This is a genomic window from Herbaspirillum sp. LeCh32-8 (genome assembly GCF_017814915.1).
GTDB lineage: Bacteria > Pseudomonadota > Gammaproteobacteria > Burkholderiales > Burkholderiaceae_D > Herbaspirillum.
The window spans coordinates 203,986-224,061 of sequence record NZ_JAGIPZ010000004.1 but is presented as its reverse complement, the minus strand read 5'-3'; the positions used below and the strand labels follow the sequence as shown (position 1 = coordinate 224,061).

At 63.7% G+C, this 20,076-nt stretch carries 19 protein-coding genes and 1 tRNA gene; 6 read left to right on the top strand and 14 right to left on the bottom strand.

The genetic code is table 11. The annotated features are described in order from the left end of the window. The first annotated feature begins 264 nt into the window (after nucleotides 1-264). Nucleotides 265-1,140, top strand: coding sequence for an ATP-binding protein (locus J8I26_RS10325; RefSeq protein ID WP_209606798.1), 876 nt, complete (start codon nucleotides 265-267; stop codon nucleotides 1,138-1,140). Next, on the top strand, nucleotides 1,140-1,562 hold the full coding sequence (locus J8I26_RS10320) for an NUDIX domain-containing protein (protein WP_209606796.1): 423 nt from the start codon (nucleotides 1,140-1,142) through the stop codon (nucleotides 1,560-1,562). Before J8I26_RS10325 ends, J8I26_RS10320 begins: the two co-directional genes overlap by 1 nt. A 101-nt stretch (nucleotides 1,563-1,663) precedes the next feature. On the opposite strand, the gene yacG is transcribed toward J8I26_RS10320, so the two are convergent. The 12 genes from yacG to ispB all read right to left on the bottom strand — a co-directional run bounded on the left by yacG (nucleotide 1,664) and on the right by ispB (nucleotide 15,216). Next, a complete protein-coding gene (gene yacG, locus J8I26_RS10315; RefSeq protein ID WP_209606794.1) occupies nucleotides 1,664-1,849 on the bottom strand; it encodes a DNA gyrase inhibitor YacG in 186 nt (61 codons plus the stop codon). Nucleotides 1,850-1,858: 9 nt separating this feature from the next. Further along, a complete protein-coding gene (gene zapD, locus J8I26_RS10310; protein ID WP_209606791.1) occupies nucleotides 1,859-2,614 on the bottom strand; it encodes a cell division protein ZapD in 756 nt (251 codons plus the stop codon). 195 nt (nucleotides 2,615-2,809) lie between these two features. Beyond that, the gene (gene coaE, locus J8I26_RS10305) at nucleotides 2,810-3,430 is read right to left on the bottom strand and encodes a dephospho-CoA kinase (protein ID WP_209606789.1); all 621 of its coding nucleotides are present in this window, start codon (nucleotides 3,428-3,430) and stop codon (nucleotides 2,810-2,812) included. A 9-nt stretch (nucleotides 3,431-3,439) separates the two neighbouring features. Next, nucleotides 3,440-4,303 (bottom strand): A24 family peptidase, encoded by an 864-nt coding sequence (locus tag J8I26_RS10300; RefSeq protein ID WP_209606787.1) that lies wholly within the window; start codon nucleotides 4,301-4,303, stop codon nucleotides 3,440-3,442. Between the two features lie 41 nt (nucleotides 4,304-4,344). Continuing rightward, a complete protein-coding gene (locus tag J8I26_RS10295; protein WP_209606785.1) occupies nucleotides 4,345-5,601 on the bottom strand; it encodes a type II secretion system F family protein in 1,257 nt (418 codons plus the stop codon). Continuing rightward, the gene (locus J8I26_RS10290) at nucleotides 5,588-6,712 is read right to left on the bottom strand and encodes an ATPase, T2SS/T4P/T4SS family (protein WP_245200259.1); all 1,125 of its coding nucleotides are present in this window, start codon (nucleotides 6,710-6,712) and stop codon (nucleotides 5,588-5,590) included. The genes J8I26_RS10295 and J8I26_RS10290 overlap by 14 nt, the downstream gene beginning before the upstream one ends. A gap of 313 nt (nucleotides 6,713-7,025) precedes the next feature. Next, nucleotides 7,026-8,336, bottom strand: coding sequence for an HlyC/CorC family transporter (locus J8I26_RS10285; RefSeq protein WP_209606781.1), 1,311 nt, complete (start codon nucleotides 8,334-8,336; stop codon nucleotides 7,026-7,028). Between the two features lie 141 nt (nucleotides 8,337-8,477). Next, nucleotides 8,478-9,935 carry a TolC family protein gene (locus J8I26_RS10280; RefSeq protein ID WP_245200246.1) on the bottom strand — a complete coding sequence of 486 codons (1,458 nt, stop codon included), beginning with the start codon at nucleotides 9,933-9,935 and terminating at the stop codon, nucleotides 8,478-8,480. Then, nucleotides 9,925-11,268, bottom strand: coding sequence for an HlyD family type I secretion periplasmic adaptor subunit (locus J8I26_RS10275; protein WP_209606779.1), 1,344 nt, complete (start codon nucleotides 11,266-11,268; stop codon nucleotides 9,925-9,927). The genes J8I26_RS10280 and J8I26_RS10275 overlap by 11 nt, the downstream gene beginning before the upstream one ends. Then, nucleotides 11,265-13,433 (bottom strand): type I secretion system permease/ATPase, encoded by a 2,169-nt coding sequence (locus tag J8I26_RS10270; RefSeq protein ID WP_209606777.1) that lies wholly within the window; start codon nucleotides 13,431-13,433, stop codon nucleotides 11,265-11,267. The genes J8I26_RS10275 and J8I26_RS10270 overlap by 4 nt, the downstream gene beginning before the upstream one ends. A 760-nt stretch (nucleotides 13,434-14,193) precedes the next feature. Then, nucleotides 14,194-14,270, bottom strand: a tRNA-Pro gene (locus J8I26_RS10265). 16 nt (nucleotides 14,271-14,286) lie between these two features. After that, on the bottom strand, nucleotides 14,287-15,216 hold the full coding sequence (ispB, locus tag J8I26_RS10260; RefSeq protein WP_209607002.1) for an octaprenyl diphosphate synthase: 930 nt from the start codon (nucleotides 15,214-15,216) through the stop codon (nucleotides 14,287-14,289). 367 nt (nucleotides 15,217-15,583) lie between these two features. Here ispB and rplU point away from each other — a divergent pair, with 367 nt between their 5' ends. The 4 genes from rplU to proB all read left to right on the top strand — a co-directional run bounded on the left by rplU (nucleotide 15,584) and on the right by proB (nucleotide 18,690). Then, entirely contained in the window at nucleotides 15,584-15,895 is a 312-nt protein-coding gene (rplU, locus tag J8I26_RS10255; RefSeq protein ID WP_006713215.1) for a 50S ribosomal protein L21, read from the top strand. Between the two features lie 53 nt (nucleotides 15,896-15,948). Then, the gene (gene rpmA / locus J8I26_RS10250; RefSeq protein ID WP_050468976.1) at nucleotides 15,949-16,206 is read left to right on the top strand and encodes a 50S ribosomal protein L27; all 258 of its coding nucleotides are present in this window, start codon (nucleotides 15,949-15,951) and stop codon (nucleotides 16,204-16,206) included. Nucleotides 16,207-16,367: 161 nt separating this feature from the next. Continuing rightward, nucleotides 16,368-17,477 (top strand): Obg family GTPase CgtA, encoded by a 1,110-nt coding sequence (cgtA, locus tag J8I26_RS10245; RefSeq protein WP_209606775.1) that lies wholly within the window; start codon nucleotides 16,368-16,370, stop codon nucleotides 17,475-17,477. A 94-nt stretch (nucleotides 17,478-17,571) separates the two neighbouring features. Then, nucleotides 17,572-18,690: a glutamate 5-kinase gene (proB, locus tag J8I26_RS10240; RefSeq protein WP_209606773.1), complete on the top strand. Its 1,119-nt coding sequence runs from the start codon at nucleotides 17,572-17,574 to the stop codon at nucleotides 18,688-18,690. 83 nt (nucleotides 18,691-18,773) lie between these two features. Here the strand turns inward: proB and J8I26_RS10235 are convergent, their stop codons facing one another. After that, a complete protein-coding gene (locus tag J8I26_RS10235) occupies nucleotides 18,774-19,364 on the bottom strand; it encodes a CNP1-like family protein (protein WP_209606771.1) in 591 nt (196 codons plus the stop codon). Between the two features lie 13 nt (nucleotides 19,365-19,377). Then, complete coding sequence (locus J8I26_RS10230; protein WP_209606769.1) at nucleotides 19,378-19,962, bottom strand: RNA pyrophosphohydrolase; 585 nt, start codon at nucleotides 19,960-19,962, stop codon at nucleotides 19,378-19,380. Between the last annotated feature and the right edge of the window lie 114 nt (nucleotides 19,963-20,076).

Below are 20,076 nucleotides of genomic sequence, written 5' to 3'. Positions count from 1 at the left end.
CCTCCCGGCACCCGTTCAACGTCCACGAAGCGAGCAACAATGGGCAATATGCGGGTAGTAAGCGGGCAATAGACGAATAGCAAACAAGAGTTATGTTATTTGCTGTGCTGTAAGACATCGACAGCGTTGCGCCTACCGGTCCCGAACGCTGTCCCGTGGTGGTGGCGGCAACATGAATGCCTGGCTCCTTCGGAAATTTTTTCATCCAGCTTCCAGCCGCATTGCGCCACAATGGCGTCAACCATCATTGCGAGACAAACCATCATGACCCAGTTGGACCAATTCCTGCAGCGCGCCGAAGCCTTGCTGGCGCGCGTTGAAGCCATTCTGCCCACCGCCGCCGGCCGCGAGCCGGACTGGAACGCCGGCGTCGCCTTCCGCTGGCGCGGCGCCACCGCCCAGCGTCCGGGCTACCTGCAGCCGGTCGGCCATATCTCGAAGATCGGCTTGTCCGACCTGCACAATATCGGCCCGCAGAAAGAGCAGATCGACCAGAACACCAGGCAGTTCGTCGAAGGCCGTCCGGCCAACAACGTGCTGCTGACCGGCGCGCGCGGCACCGGCAAGTCCTCGCTGATCAAGGCTTGCCTGAACCAGTACGCCGATCGCGGCCTGCGCCTGATCGAAGTCGACAAGGACGACCTGCACGACCTGCAGGACATCGTCGAGCTGGTCTCGGCGCGCCCGGAGCGCTTCATCGTGTTCTGCGACGACCTGTCCTTCGAGGAAGGCGAGGGCGGCTACAAGGCGCTGAAGGTGGCGCTGGACGGCAGCATCGCCGCGCAGTCGGACAACGTGTTGATCTACGCCACGTCCAACCGCCGCCATTTGATGCCGGAACGCCTGTCCGACAACAGCACCTATACCCATACCGACGACGGCGACCTGCACCCGGGCGAGACGGTCGAAGAAAAGATCTCGCTGTCCGAGCGTTTCGGCCTGTGGGTCACGTTCTATCCGTTCAAGCAGGATGATTTCCTGGACATCGTCGCCCACTGGCTGCGCCATTTCGGCTGCAACGACCAGCAGATCGACGAGGCGCGCGCCGATGCGCTGCGTTGGGCGCTGCAACGCAGCTCGCGCTCGGGCCGCGTGGCCTGGCAGTTTGCGCGTGACTACGCCGGCAAGGCGCAAGGCTGATGAGCGAGACCGTCAAGACCCGTCCGATCGACGTGGCAGTTGGCATCCTGATGCGGCCTAACGGCGACGTGCTGTTGGGACAGCGTCCGGAGGGCAAGCCCTATGCCGGCTATTGGGAGTTCCCCGGCGGCAAGGTGGAGGGCGGCGAAAGCATCTTCGCGGCCCTGCAGCGCGAGTTCAAGGAAGAGCTGGGCATCGAGGTGCTGGACGGCGAGGGCTGGTGCGGTGTCGAGCATGTCTATGAGCATGCCCACGTGCGTTTGCATTTCTACATCAGCCGTAGCTGGCGCGGCGAACCGCAGAGCCTGGAAGGACAGGCGTTCGCCTGGCAGGGCGAGGTCGGCGTAGAGCCTTTGCTGCCGGCCACCATTCCGCTGATCGCGTGGCTGGACCAGCTGCGCTATGGCGACAGGCAGTCCTGACGGTCGCTGCAATTCAAGCCTTTTCGGGCAACAAAAAAGCCGCTTCAAGCGGCTTTTTTGTTGATCTGCGAATAATTCCGGCAGCCGGCTGCTGATTGAGCTTATTGCAGCGGTTTGTCGTCTTCGCCCTCAAGCGGCAGGTTGACGGCGGGAATCGTATATTTCTCCTCGGCCCAGGCGCCCAGGTCGATTTGTTTGCAGCGCTCGGAGCAGAACGGGCGGAATTTGTTCTTCTCGTTCCATTCCACCTTGGCGCCGCAGGTCGGGCAGTCGACGACAGTCGCCATGACGTCCCCTCAGAACCCGCACAGCGCCAGTTCGAACGGCACTTCGCCTTCGAAGGAGCGCGGCTTCTCGTCGCCATCCTGCTGGGTGAAGCGCACCCACAGCATGTATTTGTTGGCCGAAATCTCGGGGATGGCGCCCAGCTCGATGTCCAGCGACAGGCGCAGCATCTGGTAGACCTTGCCTTGCAGCATCTGCTGGTAACTGCCGCCTTCGGCATTGATCTTGACGGCGTGGCCGGATTCCCGCAGCAGGCGCATCACGATGGAAATGGCGTCGAACAGCGGGATCAGCGGCGCAAACCAGTTGGAAATATCGTTGAAACGACGCTCGAATGGGTGCTGTTGCCAGGCGTAGTAGGCCGGCAGGTCGAACTCGCAAGCGCCGCCCGGGATGATGGTGCGGCCGCGGATGCTCATCAGCCACTCATTGTCGCGGATGTTCTGGCCGGTCTTGCCCTGGGCCGCTGCCAGCGCGCTGCTGGCCTTGTCGACTTCGGACAGGATGGCGTTGAGCATCTCGGGCTCGACATTGGGATTGGACTGGTAGGCCAGCAGGATCTGCTTCTGGCGTTCGAGTTCTTGCAGCAGGTCGGACTTGAGGTCGGCGCGTCCGGCCACCTCCAGCATTTCGAAAATGGTGGCAAGGGCGATGTGATGCTGTTGCGGGCTTTCCTGGTGCAAGAAGAAGACGAACTTCTCGTACAGGTCTTCCAGTCGCAACAGCGTGCGAATACGCTCGTTGAAAGGGTATTCGTAGACGATCAAAGCATGATCCCTTTATTGGTTGAACCGGATTCGATAGAGCTACTGGCAGCGCGGGTGTGAAGCACGATCAGCTGCATTGCAATTTTTGTGATTCTGACCCATGCAGAGGAAAATTACAAATGAATGGCGCATGCGCGCGCCATCATTTTCCGCCGGCGGCGATGCGCGGCGAGTATAAAGAATTTCCCTGCGGCTTCAGGCCGCCCGCATCAGTTCCAGATAGCGCGCGTGCAGCGCCTGCACCGGCGCACGCAGGGCTTCGCTGTCGCCGTTGTTCTCGATGACGTCGTCGGCCACCGCCAGGCGCGCAAAACGGCTGGCCTGGGCCGCCATGATGGCCTCCACCTCGTGGCGTTGCAGGCCGTTGCGGCGCATGACGCGCTCGATCTGTACGTCTTCCTCACAGTCCACCACCAGGATGCGCGAGGTGCGACCGACCCAGGTGCCGGATTCCACCAGCAGCGGCACCACGAAGATCACATAGTCGCCCTCGGCGGCCTCGGCCGCGCGTACGGTTTCGCTGCGGATCAGGGGATGCAGGATGGCTTCCAGCTCTTGGCGTGCGCCGGCATTGCCGAACACGTGGCTGCGCATGCGGGCGCGATCCATGGCGCCTTGCGGGTCGATGAATTCGGCGCCGAAGTGCGCGCGAATGCTGGCAATGGCCAGGCCGCCGGGGGCGGTCAGCTGATGGGCGATGGCGTCGGTGTCGACCAGCGATGCGCCCAGTTCGCCGAACAGGTTGGCCACGGTGGTCTTGCCGCTGCCGATGCCGCCGGTCAGGCCGACGGTGAAGCGTTGCGCTGAGGATGTCATTGGAATGTCTTAGTAATCGTAGATGCCGAAGGCTAGCCAGTCGCTGCCGTAGAGCAGCGCCAGCATACCCGCGATGGCCAGATAGGGGCCAAAGGGGATAGCCTGGCCGCGCTCGTGGCGACCGCTCACCACCAGCGCGATGCCGACGGCCGCGCCCAGGGCCGAGGCCGTCAGCAGCACCAGCGGCAACGCCTGCCAGCCCAGCCAGGCGCCCAGCGCCGCCATCAGCTTGAAGTCGCCGTAACCCAGGCCTTCCTTGCCGGTGGCCAGTTTGAAGGCCCAGAAGATCAGCCACAGCGCGGCGTAGCCGCCGGCCGCGCCCAGCACTGCGTCGGGCAGCGGCGCGATGCGGTGGCCGAGGTTGACCAGCAGGCCCAACCACAACAAGGGCAGTGTAAGGGCATCGGGCAGCAGCATGGTCTCGGCATCGATGAAGGCCAGCGCGACCAGGACGGCGCAGCAGCACATGACGGCCAGGCCGGTGATGCCGGCGCCGAATTTCCACGCCGCCAGCGCGAACAGGGCTGCGCCCAGCAATTCGACGACGGGGTAACGCAGCCCTATCGGCGCGCGGCATTGGCTGCAGCGCCCGCGCAGGAGCAGCCAGCTCAAAATCGGCACATTGTGGTGGGCCGGCAGGCGCGTGTTGCAGTGAGGGCAGGCCGAGCGCGGCAGCAGCAGGTCGTAGCGCCCGGCGTGCGGCAAGGCCTCGCCGCGTTCCAGCGCGACGAAATTGGCGGTCTCGCGCTGCATCATCTTCGGCAGGCGATGGATCACCACATTCAGGAAACTGCCCACCAGCAGCCCCAGCAGGGCGGCGGCCAGCGTGATGGCGCAGTTGTTCGGTACGGCGTAGGCCTCGGGCAGGAGCATCGGAGTGGCGAGCAGTGGTGCCGCTCCGAAGGGAGCGGGGTTCAGACGACGGATCCCATGCGAAACACCGGCAGGTACATGGCCGCTACCAGCGCGCCGATCAGGACACCCAACACCGCCATGATAAACGGTTCCATCAGGCTGGTAAGCGTGGCGACGGCGTCGTCGACCTCGCGTTCGTTGAGTTCGGCGATTCGGATCAGCATGGCGTCGAGCGTGCCGGCCTCCTCACCCACCGCCGCCATCTGCACGGCGAGGTCGGGGAAGACGCCGCTGGCCTGCATCGCGGCGTTCAGCGAGGCGCCGTTGCGCGCGGCATCGCGGATCGCCAGGCTGGCCTCGGCATAAGCCGCGTTGCCGGCGGCGCCGGCGACTGTCTCCAGCGTTTCCAGCAGCGGCACGCCGGCGGCGAGCAGAGTGCCGAAGGTGCGGCTCCAGCGCGCAATCACCGCCTGGCGCAGCAGCGGGCCGAACAGCGGCAGCCGCAGACTGGTGCGCTCGACCTGGGCGCGCCATGCCGGCTGTCGCCGCCAGGCCTGCACGGCGGCGACGGCGACGATGGCGATTCCACCCAGCAAGCCGGGCCAGCAGCGTCCAAAGAGGCGCGATGCCTCCAGCACGATGCGGGTGGGTAGCGGCAGTTCTGCGCCGAAATTGCGAAACATCTGTTCAAAGGCAGGCACCACCCACAGCATGATGATCGCCGTCACCACTACCGCGACCACCACCACGGCGCAGGGATAAGCCAGCGCCGAACGGATCTTGCCCTTCAACGCCAGCGATTTCTCGCGATAGGCGGCGATGCGCTCCAGCATGCTGTCGAGCAGGCCGGCCTGCTCAGCTGCATGCACCAGGTTGCAAAACAGGCTGTCAAAATGGCGAGGATGGCGGCCCAGGGCGGCATGCAGGCTTTCGCCTTGCATCACGTCGGCGCGCACGGTGCGCAGCAGCGTGGCCAATGGGCCTGCGCCGGCACCGCGCGCGGCGATGTCCAGCGCCTGCAGCAGGGGCAGGCCGGCCTGCAGCATGGTCGCGAGCTGGCGCGTGAAGAGCACGATCTGCTTTTCGGGAATGCGGGCGCGCGCGACGCGGGCGGAGGCCGCCGCGGCGATCGACCCTTGAGAGGATTCGGGGGAGGCGACTCGCATACGCCCCACGCGGATGCCCTGGCGACGCAACAGGGCGCGCGCCAATGCTTCGTCGTCGGCGGCCAGCGTGCCGCTTTGCGGTTGCCCCTGGCGATCCAGGCCATGCCATTGGAAACGCGTGCGCCCGGCGTGCGTTTCAGGTGCAGGCAAGGATTTCCCTCAGGCTGGTTTCGCCGCGCAAGGTCTTGAGCAGGCCGGCGCGGCGCAAATCCGCTACGCCTTCGCTACGGGCCTGGCGGGCGATGTCGGGCGTGTTGCCATGGGCCAGGATCAGGGCTTCGATCGCCGGGCTTATCGGCATCACCTGGTAAATGCCGGTGCGGCCGCGGTAGCCGTTGCCGTTGCAATGCGGGCAACCGCGCGGCTTGAACAGGCTGGGCGTGCGCTCGATATCGGCGTCGGCGTAACCCGCGCGTCGCAGGGTATCGGGCGATGCGCGCACTTCCTCGCGGCAGTGGCACAGCTTGCGTACCAGCCGCTGCGCCACGATGAGGCTCACGGAGGAGGCGATGTTGAAGGGCGGCACGCCCATGTTGAGCAGGCGCGTCAGGGTGGCCGGCGCATCGTTGGTATGCAGCGTGGAAAACACCAGGTGACCGGTTTGAGAAGCCTTGACGGCGATATCGGCAGTCTCCAGGTCGCGGATCTCGCCGACCATCAGCACGTCCGGATCCTGGCGCAGGAAGGCGCGCAGCGCGACCGCAAAGGAAAGGCCGGTACGCTCGTTGATGCTGACCTGGTTGATGCCGGGCAGGTTGATCTCGACTGGATCTTCAGCGCTGGCGATATTCACGCCCGGGCGGTTGAGCAGCTGCAGGCAGGCATACAAGGAAACCGTCTTGCCCGAGCCGGTGGGCCCGGTCATCAGCACCATGCCCTGGGGTTTGCGCAGGGCGCGCAGCAAAGCTTCATGCTGCTCCTGTTCGTAGCCCAATGCCGCGATGTCCAGATTGGCGTGGTCGCTGTTGAGGATGCGCAGCACGATCTTTTCGCCGAACTGCGTCGGCAGCGTCGAGACCCGGAAGTCCACTTCGCGACCGTCCAGCGCCAGGCGCATCTTGCCATCCTGCGGCAGGCGTTTTTCCGCGATGTCCAGGCGCGAGAGGATCTTGAGCCGGGTCGACAGCTTGTCCTTGAGCGCCAGCGGCGGCTGCGCGGTTTCCTGCAGCACGCCGTCGATGCGCATGCGCACGCGGCAGAAATGCTCGAACGGCTCGAAATGCAAGTCGGAGGCGCCCATGCTGACGGCATCGGCCAGCATCTTGTGCAGCAGGCGCACCACCGGGGCATCGTCGATGCGGGCCGCCGGATGGGCAGCGAGGTGCGTGGAACGGCCGGCGCCGGCCTGGGATGGTAGTGCGGCCGGGATCTGCTGATGAGTTTCCATGATGATCGCCTCTCGGTGAGGGCCGCCGGCGGTCAGTCGCGGGCAGTATGAGGAGCTGAAAAGTCTCCCACAGCGATCATTCGGCACAGACATGCTGCATCGCTTAGCCTGGAATTTTCGATTTAATTCGACAAGCACTCAGCAACGTACCCATCGGCGCCTGTGGCGATGGGCTGCTCCCGGCCGCTTACTGGAGCAGCGTACCTTCCCCGGCGTCGCCCTCCGTCTGGGTCGGGGCGATCAGCTTGACCATGCGGATCGCCTGGTTCTGCACCTGGACGATCTCGATCACGCAGCCGGCGATCTTCATGGCCACGTTGGCTTCGGGGATGTCCTGTAGGTATTCCAGCAGCAGACCGTTGATGGTTTTGGGGCCATCCAGCGGCAGCTGCAGGCCCAGGCGCTTGTTGATGTCGCGCAGCGTGGTGCTGCCTTCGAGCAGGCACATGCCTTCCTTGTCCCAGCCGAAGCCTTCGCCGGAGGTGCCCGGCGAGGAGGTGGTGAATTCGCCGATCATCTCTTCGATGATGTCTTCCAGCGTCACCAGGCCTTGCACTTCGCCGTATTCGTCGACCACGATGCCCAGGCGCTCGTGGTTCTCCTGGAAATACTGCAACTGGGTGAAGACATCGGTTTCCACCGGCACGAAATACGGCGCCGAGAGCAGTGCGCGGATGTCCTCGTGGGTGATGTCGTCTTCGCGGTTGAACAGCGATACCGTCTTGCGCACGTGCAGGATGCCGGCGATGTGATTGATCTCGCCCTCGAACACCGGCAGCTTGTTGTGATAGCAGGTCGCCAGCTGGTGCAGGATGTCTTCGATGGGCGCGGCCAGGTTCAGCGCTTCAACCTGGGCGCGCGGGGTCATGACGTCTTCCACCGAGATCTTTTCCAGGTCGAACAGGTTCAGGAGGATGCTCTTGTGCTTCTGCGGGATGAAGCTGCCGCCCTCCAGCACGATGGAGCGCAGCTCGTCGGGTGAGATGCGCTGATCCCGGGCGCGCGCGCCGGTCTTGATGCGCAGCAGTTTCAGCACCGCCGAGACGAAGATGTTGACGAACCAGATCAGCGGCTTGGCCACGCGCATCAACGGCTTGAGGATGAAGCTGGTGAACAGCGAGATGCGTTCCGGATACGTGGCGCCGATGACCTTGGGCACGATCTCGGCGAAGATGATCAACAGGCCCGCCACGCAAGCGGTGGCTGCGGTGATCACACGCTGGTGGTTGCCGAAGGCGGCGATGGCCAGCGCGGTGACCAATGCGGTGGCCAGCGCGTTGATCGCGGTATTGGCGATCAGCACCAGCGAGAGCAGGCGTTCGGTACGGTCAAGCAACCACAGGATGGTGATGGCGGCGCGGTTGCCCTGCTTGGCGAGGTGCCGCAGGCGATGGCGGTTGGCGGCCATCAGCGCCGTCTCGGTCATGGAAAAGAAGGCCGAGAGCAGAATCAGGATGAAGAGTGCAAGAACTTGCACCCATATGGGTACGGTTTCCAAACGTTGCCGTCAGATTAGTTGCCCTCGTGGGGGGAGTCGGCGGGCCTGTGATGTTGCATCGAGAGCAACGCCGACAGGGCGGCCACGGAGCGGCAAAGTCTAGACGATGGGCAGGCTTACCGCAAGCTGCGGCGTGGCGCGCTATTGCAGAGACAGGCTGTCGAGCACGCCGGTGCTGGCCATCAGGCGCAGGCGCGCCGAGCGCCATTCGGACAGGCAGCGGATGCGCTCCCGGCGCGCCTCGGCCAGTGCATTTTGCTGCTGCAGCAGTTCCAGGATATCCGCCGCACCTTTGGCGTAGCGCCTTTCCGACGACTCTACCGCCGCGCGCGCGGCGTCCAGCAGCTTGGTGGAGGAGCTCAGGTTTTCCTGTGCCGATACCGCATCGGCATGCGCCTTGACCACTTCCAGCAGGGTCCGCCGCTCGACGTCGGCCAGGCGCGCCTCGTTTTGTTCGGCCTGCGCCTGCGCGCCGCGGATCTTATAGGTACGCGAGAAGCCTTCGAATATCGGGATGTTCAAGGCGATGCCCCAAGTGGTCGTGTTGGAGCGGGTGGTCTGCAGGCCTTGATTGGGGTAGCCGTTGCGGTAATGGTTGGCGGTAAAGTCGATCGTGGGTAGCCCTTCGGAGCGGGCCGCAGTGACCTTTGCCTTGGACGCCTCCCACTGGGCCCGGGCCGCGAGGATCTCGGGATGCTGTGCTTGCGCCTGCGTCAGCCAGTAGCTCAGGCCCTGTATCGATTCGGCTGTCGGCGCTTGCGCTGCGGCAGCCAGCAGCAGCGGCGTGCCGGACGGCAGGTTCATCGTGTACACCAGCACCGACAGAGCCTTTTTCTGCTCGCCCAAGGCGCGCTGCGCCGCCAGCTGCGCCTTGGCCAGCGCGGCGTCGGCCTGCAGGGTGTCGCTTTGCGCGGCAGCGCCTCTGGCGAAGCGCCGCGTCGTGACGGCCACGGTTTGTTCGGCCAGGCGCACTGCCTCTTCTCCGGTTTGCGTTTGGGCCTGCGCGGTCAATACGTCGAAATAGGCGCCGACGGCAGTGGTCAGTGCCTTCTGGAGTGCGGCGTCGTGACTGAGCAGAGCCGCCGTCAGCTGCCGGTTGGCCGCATCCAGGTTGGCGGCGCGCCCGCCGAAATCGAACAGACGCCAGCCCAGGCCGGCATAAACGGTCTGCCCCTGTGTGGTCGAGGCAGGCTGCGAGGAGCCGGGATAGCGAACGCGGTTGTGCAATTGGGTAGTCGCTCCCGTAACGGTGGGTAGATAGGCCGACCGCGCCTCGCCGACGGAGCTGGCCTGTATCTTGATGTCCGCCCAAGCGGCCTGGATTTGCGGGTCGCGGCAGAGCGTCAGGTCGACCACGTCGCTTAGCGACAACGGCGCACTCAGATCGACCGACGATGGACAGGTCAGCGGCTTGTCGTCGCGCGGCAGGCGTACGCCCTCATCCAGCTTGGGTGGCACCGCCAGCAAGGGATCCTTGAGCGCATCGGGAAAGTCGAGCGCGTGCGCCTGATTGCCGAGGCCCGCCAGCAGGCAGCAGAAAAGGCCGGCCGCCAGCGCGGCGTTGCGCTTGCCGGGCGTGGACATCGGATCAGCGCTCATGCAGGCTTTCCCGGCCGTGCTGGAGCAGCGGCGACAGTACGTATTCGATGACGCGGCGTGTGCCGGTCTTGATTTCGACCGTGCCGGACATGCCCGCCGACAGCGGCATCGCGCGGCCATTGACCATTATGTCCGGGCGTTCCAGCTCGACCTTGACGGTATAGATCAGCCCGCGCTTTTCATCTTGGATGGCATCGCGGGAGACATGCGTGACCTTGGCGGGGAGCGTGCCGTACCTGGTGTATTCGAAGGCGTCGATCTTCACTGCGGCAGTCTGTCCCTCTTCGACAAAGCCGACATCCTTGTTCTCGATGGCGGCTTCCATTTCCACCACGCCGCGCGCGGGGACGATTTCCATCAACGGCTGTGCGGCCGGGACCGCCGCGCCGACGGTATAGGTCTTCAATTGCTGGACGGTGCCGTCGATGGGCGAGACCAGTCGCAGCAGGTCGCCGTGCGCGGAGGCGCGCTGCGCATCCTGGCGCGCCGCAGCCATCGCGCGCAGGGCTTCGTTCAGGCTGTCCTGCGCTTGCTTGCGGGTTTCCGCCAACAGGGCGTTGCGCTGGTTGCGCGCGCCGCGCAGTTGTCCTTCTAGGTCGATCTTCTGCTGCTCCTTGTCCAGCCAGGCATGCTCGGCGACGTCGTGGCTGCGTGCCAGGTCGGCATAGCTGTCGGCTTGCTGCGCCGCCAGCGGCAGGGCTTGCCCGTAGCGCTGGATGTCGCCGTCCAGCCGTTCCCGCTTGGCGGTGAAGTCACGCCACTCATCCAGCAACTGGTTGTCGGCGTCACGCCAGCGCGCCGGCGCGATCTCCCGGTTCGCCGGAAGCACCGGCGCGGCGCCGCCTTGCAGCGCCTGCAACAAGGCGCGCGAACGGGCCGCCTGCAGGAAGGCGTTTTGCCATTCGCCTTCGGCCTTGCTTTCTTCGGCATTGCTGCTGCGCGCATCGAGCTCAATGAGCGCATCGCCAGCCTTGACGGCTTGTCCTTCCTTCACGTGAATCGCCTGCACGCTGGCGACCTCGACGGCGCTGATGGTCTTGGTGCGGTCGGAGGGGATGATCTTGCCTTGCGCGTTGACGATGATGTCGATCCTGCCCAGCGTGGACCAGAGCAGCAGCACCAGAATGAGCGCCATCAGGATGCGCGCGACCCAGCGTCCCATCGGCGACACCGGCTGCGCCTGCAGCGCGAGTGCGGCCGGCAGGAACTCTGCCTCGTGCGCCTGCAGGGCGGGCGGGGACAGTTGCTCGCGCTGCCGCCAGAAATGCGACCAGACTTCGTGATAGCGCTTGCACAAATCCTTCCAGGCGCCGATGCTGTGGCGGAGCGTCATGCCACTCCCCCGGCCTGGCCTTGCTGCAGGGCGTGCAGGTGGGCGTAGATGCTGCGCGGTTGCCGCAGCAGCTCTTCGTGCCGTCCGATCTCGCTGATCTGGCCGCGCTCCATCACCACGATGCGATGGGCGTCGCGCACGGCGGACAAACGGTGCGCGATGATCAGCACGGTGCGCCCCTGGCAGATGCGTCGCATATTGGCCTGGATGATGGCTTCGGATTCATAGTCCAGCGCGCTGGTCGCCTCGTCGAAGATCAGGATCCGTGGATTGGTGATCAGCGCGCGAGCGATGGCGATGCGCTGGCGCTGGCCGCCGGACAAGCCGGTTCCGTGTTCGCCCACCGGTGTGTCATACCCTTCGGGCAGTTCGCAGATGAAGTCGTGCGCGCCCGCCAGCTTGGCCGCCTCGATGATGGTTTCGATGGGCAGGGCCGGATTGGCCAGCGCGATGTTGTCGCGCACGGAGCGGTTGAACAGGGTGTTTTCCTGCAGCACCACGCCGATCTGCTGGCGCAGGCTGGGGGTGTCGATGACGGCGATGTCCTGGCCGTCGACCAGCACGCGTCCGCGGTCGGGCACGTAGAGGCGCTGGGCCAGCTTGGTCAGGGTGCTTTTGCCGGAACCCGAGCGTCCGACGATGCCTACGATTTCCCCCGGCGCTACGGTGAGGGAAATCTGGCGCAGCACGTCGCTGGCGTCAGGGCGGTATCGGAATGACACCTGGTCGAACTCGATCTCGCCGGCCAGCCGGGGCAGGCGGGTCTTTTGCCCGGCGACTTCGGGCATGGCATTGAGGATGTCGCCCAGCCGGCTCATGGAAATGCCGACCTGCTGGAAATCGTTCCACAGTTGTGCCATACGCAGGATGGGGCTGGAGACCTGATTGGCCAGCATATTGAAGGCGATCAGCTCGCCCACGGTCAGCTTGTTGTCGATCACCAGCGTCGCGCCCACCCACATGATGGCCGCGGTGACGAGTTTGCTGACCAGCGTGACGCCGCCGCCGGCGATGGTGGAAACATTGGTGACGGACAGGCCCGCCGTGACGTAGGACGCCAGTTGCTGGTCCCATTTCTGCGTCCAGCGGGGTTCGACCGCCATCGCCTTGACGGTGTCGATGCCGCTGATGGTTTCGACCAGGAAGGATTGGTTTTCCGCGCCCTTGTTGAACTTATCGTCGAGGCGGCGCCGGATGACCGGCGTGAACGCCAGCGACAGCAGCACGTACAGCGGGATGGACGCCAGCACGATCAGGGTCAGCCAAGCGCTGTACCACAGCATCACCCCGAGGAAGATGAACGAGAAGGCCAGATCCAGCAGCAGCGTCATCGCGTTGCCGGTCAGGAACGAGCGGATGTTTTCCAGCTCGCGGATACGCGCGACCGAGTCACCCACGCGGCGCGCCTGAAAATAGGCCAGCGGCAGCCCCAGCAGGTGGCGGAACAGCCGGGCGCCCAGTTCGACGTCGATCTTGCTGCTGGTGTGCGCGAAGACCCAGGTGCGGATGCCGGTCAGCACAGCCTCGAACAGGGTGGCGCAGACCAGCCCCAGCGCGATCACGTTCAGCGTTTTCATCGCATGGTTGACCAGCACCTTGTCCATGACCACCTGGAAGAACATGGGCATGGCCAGGCCGATCAGCTGCAGCGCCAGCGACACGAGCAGCACTTCGCCCAGCAGCTTCCGGTATTTGACGATGGCGGGAATGAACCAGGTGAAGTCGAATTTGGCCAGCGCGCCCGAGAAATTGGCCTTGCTGCGGAAAAGGATGAGTTCACCGCTCCACAACGCCAAGAATTCATCCAGCGTGAGCACGCTCGGCGATTCACCGGGATGCTGGATTAGAAAGCGCATCGGTTGCGTCTGGCTGGCCGCATGGCACTGGCCGATCAGAAAATAGCGCCCGTCTTCCCGGGAGCCGGCGATCGCCGGCAGCGGCGTCTTGTCGAGTCGCGCCGGATCTTGCCGCACCGCGCGCGCGGTCAGCCCCAGCGATTGCGCGGCCAGCAGTATTTTCTGCGTATCGAATGCCGTGTGCCCAAACTCGTGCTGCAACCGGGCCTCGTCGGCGGGGATCTTGTGAAAATGGGCGATGACGAGCAATGCCGTCAGGCCCGTATTGGTGTCTTCCAGGGCGGCAGTGGAGGAGGAGTTCGTTGACATGCAGACGTCTCACTGGCGTGAGAGATGAAATCGGTGGAATCAGGTGGAGTCGAATGGGATCGGGATGATGCTGCAGCCAGCGGTCCGATCAAGATGAAGCCGTTGCCAGATGGTAATGACGAATCGTCGGCGCGGCGGCGTGCCTTGGCAATAAAGAAGTAAATGGAAATTATTTTTATAAAATCAGAAAAAAATACTGATCTCCCTCCTCTCTTATTTTGCCGTTCTCCAAACAAGGCTCCACGTTGGACGCGCGCCAAAGAACATCTCTCTGTTTAAAAAGAGATGTCATAAATCCAATTTATCCAAGGGAACGTGCCTCCGGGGCCGGTCTTACTGCCCAGCCGGGAAAAGTCGAGATCCAGTTGGCGGCGGGTCAGGCAAGCGGCGCGTTGGCCTGAAGAGGTTAAGTAAGTCGCAGCCGCCTTTCTGGACAACATACGCCGACTTTGACGCGGCTCGGCAATGCCGCAGAGACGGGCGCAAGACGCTCCCGCGTTGCATTGTCATTGGCAATCCAAGAATGGAGTCGTAATGATGATCAAGGCCCCTCGGCGTCTTGTCTTGCTGCAAATCTGGTATGGGCTGCGGGCAGGATGGTCGGGGCGCCGCCGCTGTTCACAAGCCTGGTTGTGATCGGGAGAATTGAACCGGCGCGACGACAGCTCGGAGCGCCAATAATAAGGGGGCGGCTGAAACGGCGGCCTAAAGAAAAAAAGCCTAAGTGAGCGATCACTTAGGCTTTTTTATCATCTTAATCTGGTCGGGGTGAGAGGATTCGAACCTCCGGCCTCTACGTCCCGAACGTAGCGCTCTACCAGGCTAAGCTACACCCCGTCGAGTGAGAACTGAATCAATGATTCCGGTCTACTGCGAAAGCCGACAATTCTAACAGGGATTTTTTGAATTGGCTATCCGGAAGTGAAACTATTGCGTCGGCCGCGCGACGCGCGGCGATCTCGGCTTGCTCGCGGGTGTAGGCCAGCGCGCCGGAGTGGGTGATGGCGGCCAGCACTTCGTCGAAATGCTGTTCGTCGCCGTTCTCGATGCAGCTGCGCACCAGTTCGCGCTGCTGCGCGGTGCCGTGCTGCATCAGCCAGATCAAGGGCAGGGTCGGTTTGCCTTCGCGCAGATCGTCGCCCACGTTCTTGCCGATTTCGTCGCTGTTGCCCGAGTAGTCCAGCACGTCGTCGATCAGCTGGAAGGCGGTGCCGATGGAGCGGCCGTATTCGGCGGCGGCTTCGATGCCGGCCTCGTCGGCGCCTGCAATCAGCGCACCGATCTGACTGGCGGCCTCGAACAGCTTGGCGGTCTTGGAGCGGATCACTTGCAGGTAGCCGGCTTCGTCCACGTCGGGGTTGTGCATGTTGAGCAGCTGCAGCACTTCACCTTCGGCGATGACGTTGGTGGCGTCGGCCACGATTTCCATCACGCGCGGGTTGCCCACGGCGACCATCATCTGGAAGGCGCGCGAGTACAGGAAGTCGCCCACCAGCACCGAGGCGGCGTTGCCGAACAGGGCGTTGGCGGTCTGCTTGCCGCGGCGCAGGGAGGATTCGTCGACCACGTCGTCATGCAGCAGCGTGGCGGTATGGATGAACTCGATCACCGCAGCCAGCGAATGATGGTGTTCGCCCTTGTAGCCGAAGGCGTTGGCGACCAGCAGCACCAGCACCGGGCGCAGGCGCTTGCCGCCGGCGCTGATGATGTATTCGGCCACCTGGTTGACCAGCGGCACCTCCGAATACAACTGGCGGCGGATGACGGCATTGACCGCTTCCATGTCGGCGACGATCGGTTGCAGGATGGTTTGTTGCGAGGCGGTGTGTACGGCGGCAGACAAGGCGAAACCTGTGAGAAATGGTTATTCGCGAGATTATACGATGACAACGGCCCGGCACGCCAAAGGCCTTAACGGCGTGCCGGGCAGCTTCCCGCTGGCTGGGGATGGGCGACATGTTGCTGTGCGGACAATGCGGCGCGCCGTTGTCCTTGCGGAAACTGTGTTGCGCCGCGGTCTACGAAGGCCCAATCCCTTTTGACCGAGCAGCTAAGTCTATGTATAATTTGGGGTTTTCCTCTTTCGCCAGCGATTTTTACTGCGCGGGGCAGGGAGAAAATCGTTCATTAATCATTCGATGAGGTTTCACATGTACGCGGTCATAAAAACCGGCGGCAAACAATACAAAGTTGCTGCTGGCGAAAAACTCAAAGTAGAACAGATACCGGCTGACATTGGCTCCGAAATCACTTTGGATCAGGTGCTCGCAGTGGGCGCCGGCGAAACCGTGAAGTTCGGTGCGCCGCTGGTCGCAGGTGCAACGGTGCTGGCTACTGTGGTAGCACAAGGTCGCCATGACAAGGTCCGTATCTTCAAGATGCGTCGCCGTAAGCACTATCAAAAGCGCCAAGGCCACCGTCAGAACTACACCGAACTGCAAATCGTCTCGATCAACGCCTAATCGCGTCCGAGTCTGACCCACCAGTTCAATTCAAAGTTATCAAGGAGTCTTAAATGGCACACAAAAAAGGCGGCGGCACTACGCGCAACGGCCGTGATTCAGAATCGAAGCGCCTCGGCGTCAAGGTTTACGGCGGCCAGGTGATCAACGCAGGCGGCATCATCGTCCGTCAACGCGGCACCCGTGTCCACGCTGGCGAAAACGTCGGCATCGGCAAGGACCACACCCTGTTCGCCCTGAAGGACGGCAAGGTGAAGTTCGTTGTCAAGGGCCTGCAACAGCGCCAATACGCTACCGTCGTGACGGCTTAAGCGTTTCGCGCCATCCGGCATCGCCGGAATCGGGCATCAAAAAAGGCTCTGCCGGTGGTGGGGCCTTTTTAGTTTTTTAAGAGCCGTCAACAAAGCGCCGCGTCCGGCGAAGATCCAGGACACCGACGTTTTGTTTACGGCTCCACAGGGGTTGTAGAACCATGAAATTCATCGACGAAGCCAAAATCGAAGTTGTCGCCGGCGACGGCGGCAACGGCGTGGCCAGTTTCTGCCGCGAAAAATTCCGTCCCTTCGGTGGACCGGACGGCGGCGACGGTGGCAAGGGCGGCAGCATCTGGGCCGTGGCCGACCGTAACGTCAACACACTGATCGACTACCGCTACGCCAAACTGCACCGCGCCGGTCGCGGCGAAAACGGCCGCGGCTCGGATTGCTACGGCAAGGGCGCCGACGACGTCTTCCTGCGCATGCCCATCGGCACGCTGATCGTGGACAAGAACACCGGCGAACACATCGCCGACCTGACCCACCATGACCAGACCGTCTTGCTGGCCAAGGGCGGCGAAGGCGGCTGGGGCAACATCCACTTCAAGACCTCGACCAACCGCGCCCCGCGCCAGAAGACCGAGGGCAAGGAAGGCGAACACCGCGAGCTGCGCCTGGAGCTGAAGGTGCTGGCCGACGTCGGCCTGCTGGGCATGCCCAACGCCGGCAAGTCGACCTTCATCACGGCAGTCTCCAACGCCCGTCCGAAGATCGCCGACTATCCGTTCACCACGCTGCATCCCAACCTGGGCGTGGTGCGCGTGAGCCACGAAAAGAGCTTCGTGATCGCCGATATTCCCGGCCTGATCGAAGGCGCCGCCGACGGCGCCGGCCTGGGCGTGCAATTCCTGCGCCACCTGCAGCGCACCGGCTTGTTGCTGCACATCGTCGACCTCGCACCGTTCAACGAAGAAGTTGATCCGGTCAAGGAAGCCAAGGCCATCGTCAAGGAGCTGAAGAACTACGACCAGTCGCTGTTCGACAAGCCGCGCTGGCTGGTGCTCAACAAGCTGGACGTGGTGCCTGAGGGCGAGCGCGCCAAGCGCGTGAAGGACTTCGTCAAGCGCTTCGGCTGGAAGGGCCCGGTGTTCGAGATCTCGGCGCTGAACCGCGACGGCTGCGAAGACCTGATCAACGAGATCTACAGCTATCTGGAAACCAAGCGCGCCGAGGAATACCGCGCCGAAGAGACGCAGATGACCGAGGAAGCCCGCGGCATCTCCAGCATCGATCCGGACGATCCGCGCTTCAAGGTCATCGACTGACTTCCTGCTGCGGCCGCGCACTGCCTCCGGGCGCTGCGCGGCCGTTGCGTTCAGGCTATCATCTTCGCTTTCGGATTTCGCGTCTCAGAACAATATGCAATCGGTCATTCAAAGCGCCAAACGGCTGATCATCAAGGTAGGTTCATCGCTGGTCACCAATGACGGCCGTGGGCTGGACGCCGCCGCCATCGCCCGCTGGGCCGAGCAGATCGCGCAGTTGCGCGCGCTCGGCAAGGAAGTGGTGCTGGTCAGCTCCGGCGCCGTGGCCGAGGGCATGCAGCGCCTGGGCTTCGACAAGCGCCCGACCGGGATCCACCACCTGCAGGCCTGCGCCGCCGTCGGCCAGATGGGCCTGGCGCAGATCTACGAGACCAGCTTTCGCAAGCATGACCTGCACACCGCCCAGGTGTTGCTGACCCACGCCGACCTGGCCGATCGCGAGCGCTACCTGAATGCGCGCTCCACGCTGTTTGCGCTGCTGCAACTGGGCGTGGTGCCCGTCATCAACGAGAACGACACGGTGGTCACCGACGAAATCAAGTTCGGCGACAACGACACCCTGGGCGCGCTGGTGGCCAACCTGATCGAAGCCGACGCGCTGGTGATCCTGACCGACCAACCCGGTTTGTTTACCGCTGATCCGCGCAAGGATCCTGCCGCCACCCTGATTGCAGAAGCCCGCGCCGGCGATCCGTCGCTGGAGCTGATTGCCGGCGGCACCGGCACCGGCATCGGCCGCGGCGGCATGCTGACCAAGATCCTGGCGGCCAAGCGCGCTGCCACGTCGGGCGCGCATACCGTGATTGCCTGGGGCCGCGAGGACAGCGTGCTCACGCGCCTTGCCGCAGGCGAGGCGATCGGCACGCAACTCAATGCCGAAACCGCGCAACTGACCGCCCGCAAGCAATGGATGGCCGACCACCTGCAGACCGCCGGCCGTGTGGTGCTGGATGCTGGCGCGGTGCAGAAGCTGAGCTCGGAAGGCAAGTCCTTGTTGCCGATCGGCGTGGTGGAAGTGTCGGGTGAATTCGGCCGCGGCGACGTCATCACCTGCGTGGATGAATCGGGCAAGCCGGTCGCGCGTGGCATGAGCAATTACGCCAGCTCGGATGCGCGCCGCATCATCCGCCACGCGTCGTCGGAGATTCACGCCATCCTCGGCTTCGTGGAGGAGCCGGAGCTGGTGCACCGGGACAACATGGTGCTGCTCTGAGCACGGGACACATTGCATAAACGATAAAAAAGCGCGGCATGCCGCGCTTTTTTGTTGCCCGCCGCAGCGGATCCGGGATCGCGTCAGCGGCGCACCGGGTCGATGCGGGTCTGGGTCTTGATGCGGTTGACCAGGCTCTTGAGGTTCTCGTTGTCGGCGATGCTCCGGCCTTCGCAGAAATAGTCGCGGAACAGCGCGCCGTCGATACGGTTGACGCCGATATCCTGGATCGGCTGCCACTTGTCGCGACGGGAGCGCGACCATTTGCCGTCGGGGTGGCCGAAGGCGTAGGTCTTCTTTTCCCAGGTGGCGCAGCGCATGCCCTCGTACATTACATTCACCGCGCCGCCTTCGGTTTTGGTCACCACCGTGTAGCGGACCACTTGGTCGGCGCCGATCGAGACCGAACTGGTGTCGATGTAGGCCTTCATGGTGGCGCGCGGGCTGAGATAGAACTCGGACAGGTTCTGCTCCTGCGGCGCCGGCGGCAGGTGCAGGGCGATTTCTTGCCAGGGCTTTTCTTCGTCGTCGAACTCTTCGTCGAAGCTCTGGGCCAGCGCGCCTGCGCAGGCCGCCAGCAGCGAGCAGGCCAGCACCGCGCGACGCAGCGCGCGCGGGTTGAACAGGGAGAAGGTCGACGTCTTGGCTTGTTGGGACTGCGGGGACAATGGCATGGGACTCATTTGCTCACTTGGTGTCGGGCGCGGGCGCCGCATTAGGCGACAGGGCCTGTTGGGTTTGTTTTTTGGGCGGATGGGCGGCGCGAGCGCCCGGCTCCACGCGACGCGGGCCGTGCGACGGACGATTCAGGAAGCGGGACAGCTCCTGCAGCGCCTGTTGGTAAACCTCGCGCTTGAACTCGATGACCACGTCCAGCGGCACCCAGTAGTCGTGCCAGCGCCAGGCGTCGAACTCGGGATGCGACGTGCCGCGCAGGTTGACGTCGCAATCGCGCCCGACCATGCGCAGCAGGAACCAGATCTGTTTCTGGCCGCGATAATGGCCGCGCACCTCGCGCTTGATGAAGTGGTCGGGGACTTCATAGCGCAGCCAATCGCGCGTGCGGCCGATGATCTTGACGTGCTCGGCGCGCAGGCCGATTTCTTCTTCCAGCTCGCGGAACATGGCCTGTTCGGGGGTCTCCCCGTGCTTGATGCCGCCTTGCGGAAACTGCCAGGAATGCTCCCGTACGCGCTTGCCCCACCAGACCTCATTATTGGCATTGAGCAGAATGATGCCGACGTTCGGGCGAAAGCCTTCTCGATCCAGCATGGTGTACCTCAAAACTTTCTGCGGCCGGATGACCCTCTCAGGCGGACTCGTGCGACTGCGCGCGCGGCCGAAACGGCGGCGCGCCGTGCGCGTCAGGAGCAATCACATCGATCT

Coding starts and splice junctions, on each gene's coding strand:
- yacG (WP_209606794.1), bottom strand. CDS start 1,849: ATGGCGACTGTCGTCGACTGCCCGACCTGCGGCGCCAAGGTGGAATGG.
- J8I26_RS10300 (WP_209606787.1), bottom strand. CDS start 4,303: ATGCTCCTGCCCGAGGCCTACGCCGTACCGAACAACTGCGCCATCACG.
- rplU (WP_006713215.1), top strand. CDS start 15,584: ATGTACGCGGTCATAAAAACCGGCGGCAAACAATACAAAGTTGCTGCT.
- ispB (WP_209607002.1), bottom strand. CDS start 15,216: ATGGAAGCGGTCAATGCCGTCATCCGCCGCCAGTTGTATTCGGAGGTG.
- J8I26_RS10230 (WP_209606769.1), bottom strand. CDS start 19,962: ATGCTGGATCGAGAAGGCTTTCGCCCGAACGTCGGCATCATTCTGCTC.
- proB (WP_209606773.1), top strand. CDS start 17,572: ATGCAATCGGTCATTCAAAGCGCCAAACGGCTGATCATCAAGGTAGGT.
- J8I26_RS10275 (WP_209606779.1), bottom strand. CDS start 11,268: ATGACGCTCCGCCACAGCATCGGCGCCTGGAAGGATTTGTGCAAGCGC.
- J8I26_RS10325 (WP_209606798.1), top strand. CDS start 265: ATGACCCAGTTGGACCAATTCCTGCAGCGCGCCGAAGCCTTGCTGGCG.
- J8I26_RS10270 (WP_209606777.1), bottom strand. CDS start 13,433: ATGTCAACGAACTCCTCCTCCACTGCCGCCCTGGAAGACACCAATACG.
- cgtA (WP_209606775.1), top strand. CDS start 16,368: ATGAAATTCATCGACGAAGCCAAAATCGAAGTTGTCGCCGGCGACGGC.
- J8I26_RS10320 (WP_209606796.1), top strand. CDS start 1,140: ATGAGCGAGACCGTCAAGACCCGTCCGATCGACGTGGCAGTTGGCATC.
- coaE (WP_209606789.1), bottom strand. CDS start 3,430: ATGACATCCTCAGCGCAACGCTTCACCGTCGGCCTGACCGGCGGCATC.
- J8I26_RS10280 (WP_245200246.1), bottom strand. CDS start 9,935: ATGAGCGCTGATCCGATGTCCACGCCCGGCAAGCGCAACGCCGCGCTG.
- rpmA (WP_050468976.1), top strand. CDS start 15,949: ATGGCACACAAAAAAGGCGGCGGCACTACGCGCAACGGCCGTGATTCA.
- J8I26_RS10290 (WP_245200259.1), bottom strand. CDS start 6,712: ATGCTGGCCGATGCCGTCAGCATGGGCGCCTCCGACTTGCATTTCGAG.
- J8I26_RS10235 (WP_209606771.1), bottom strand. CDS start 19,364: ATGCCATTGTCCCCGCAGTCCCAACAAGCCAAGACGTCGACCTTCTCC.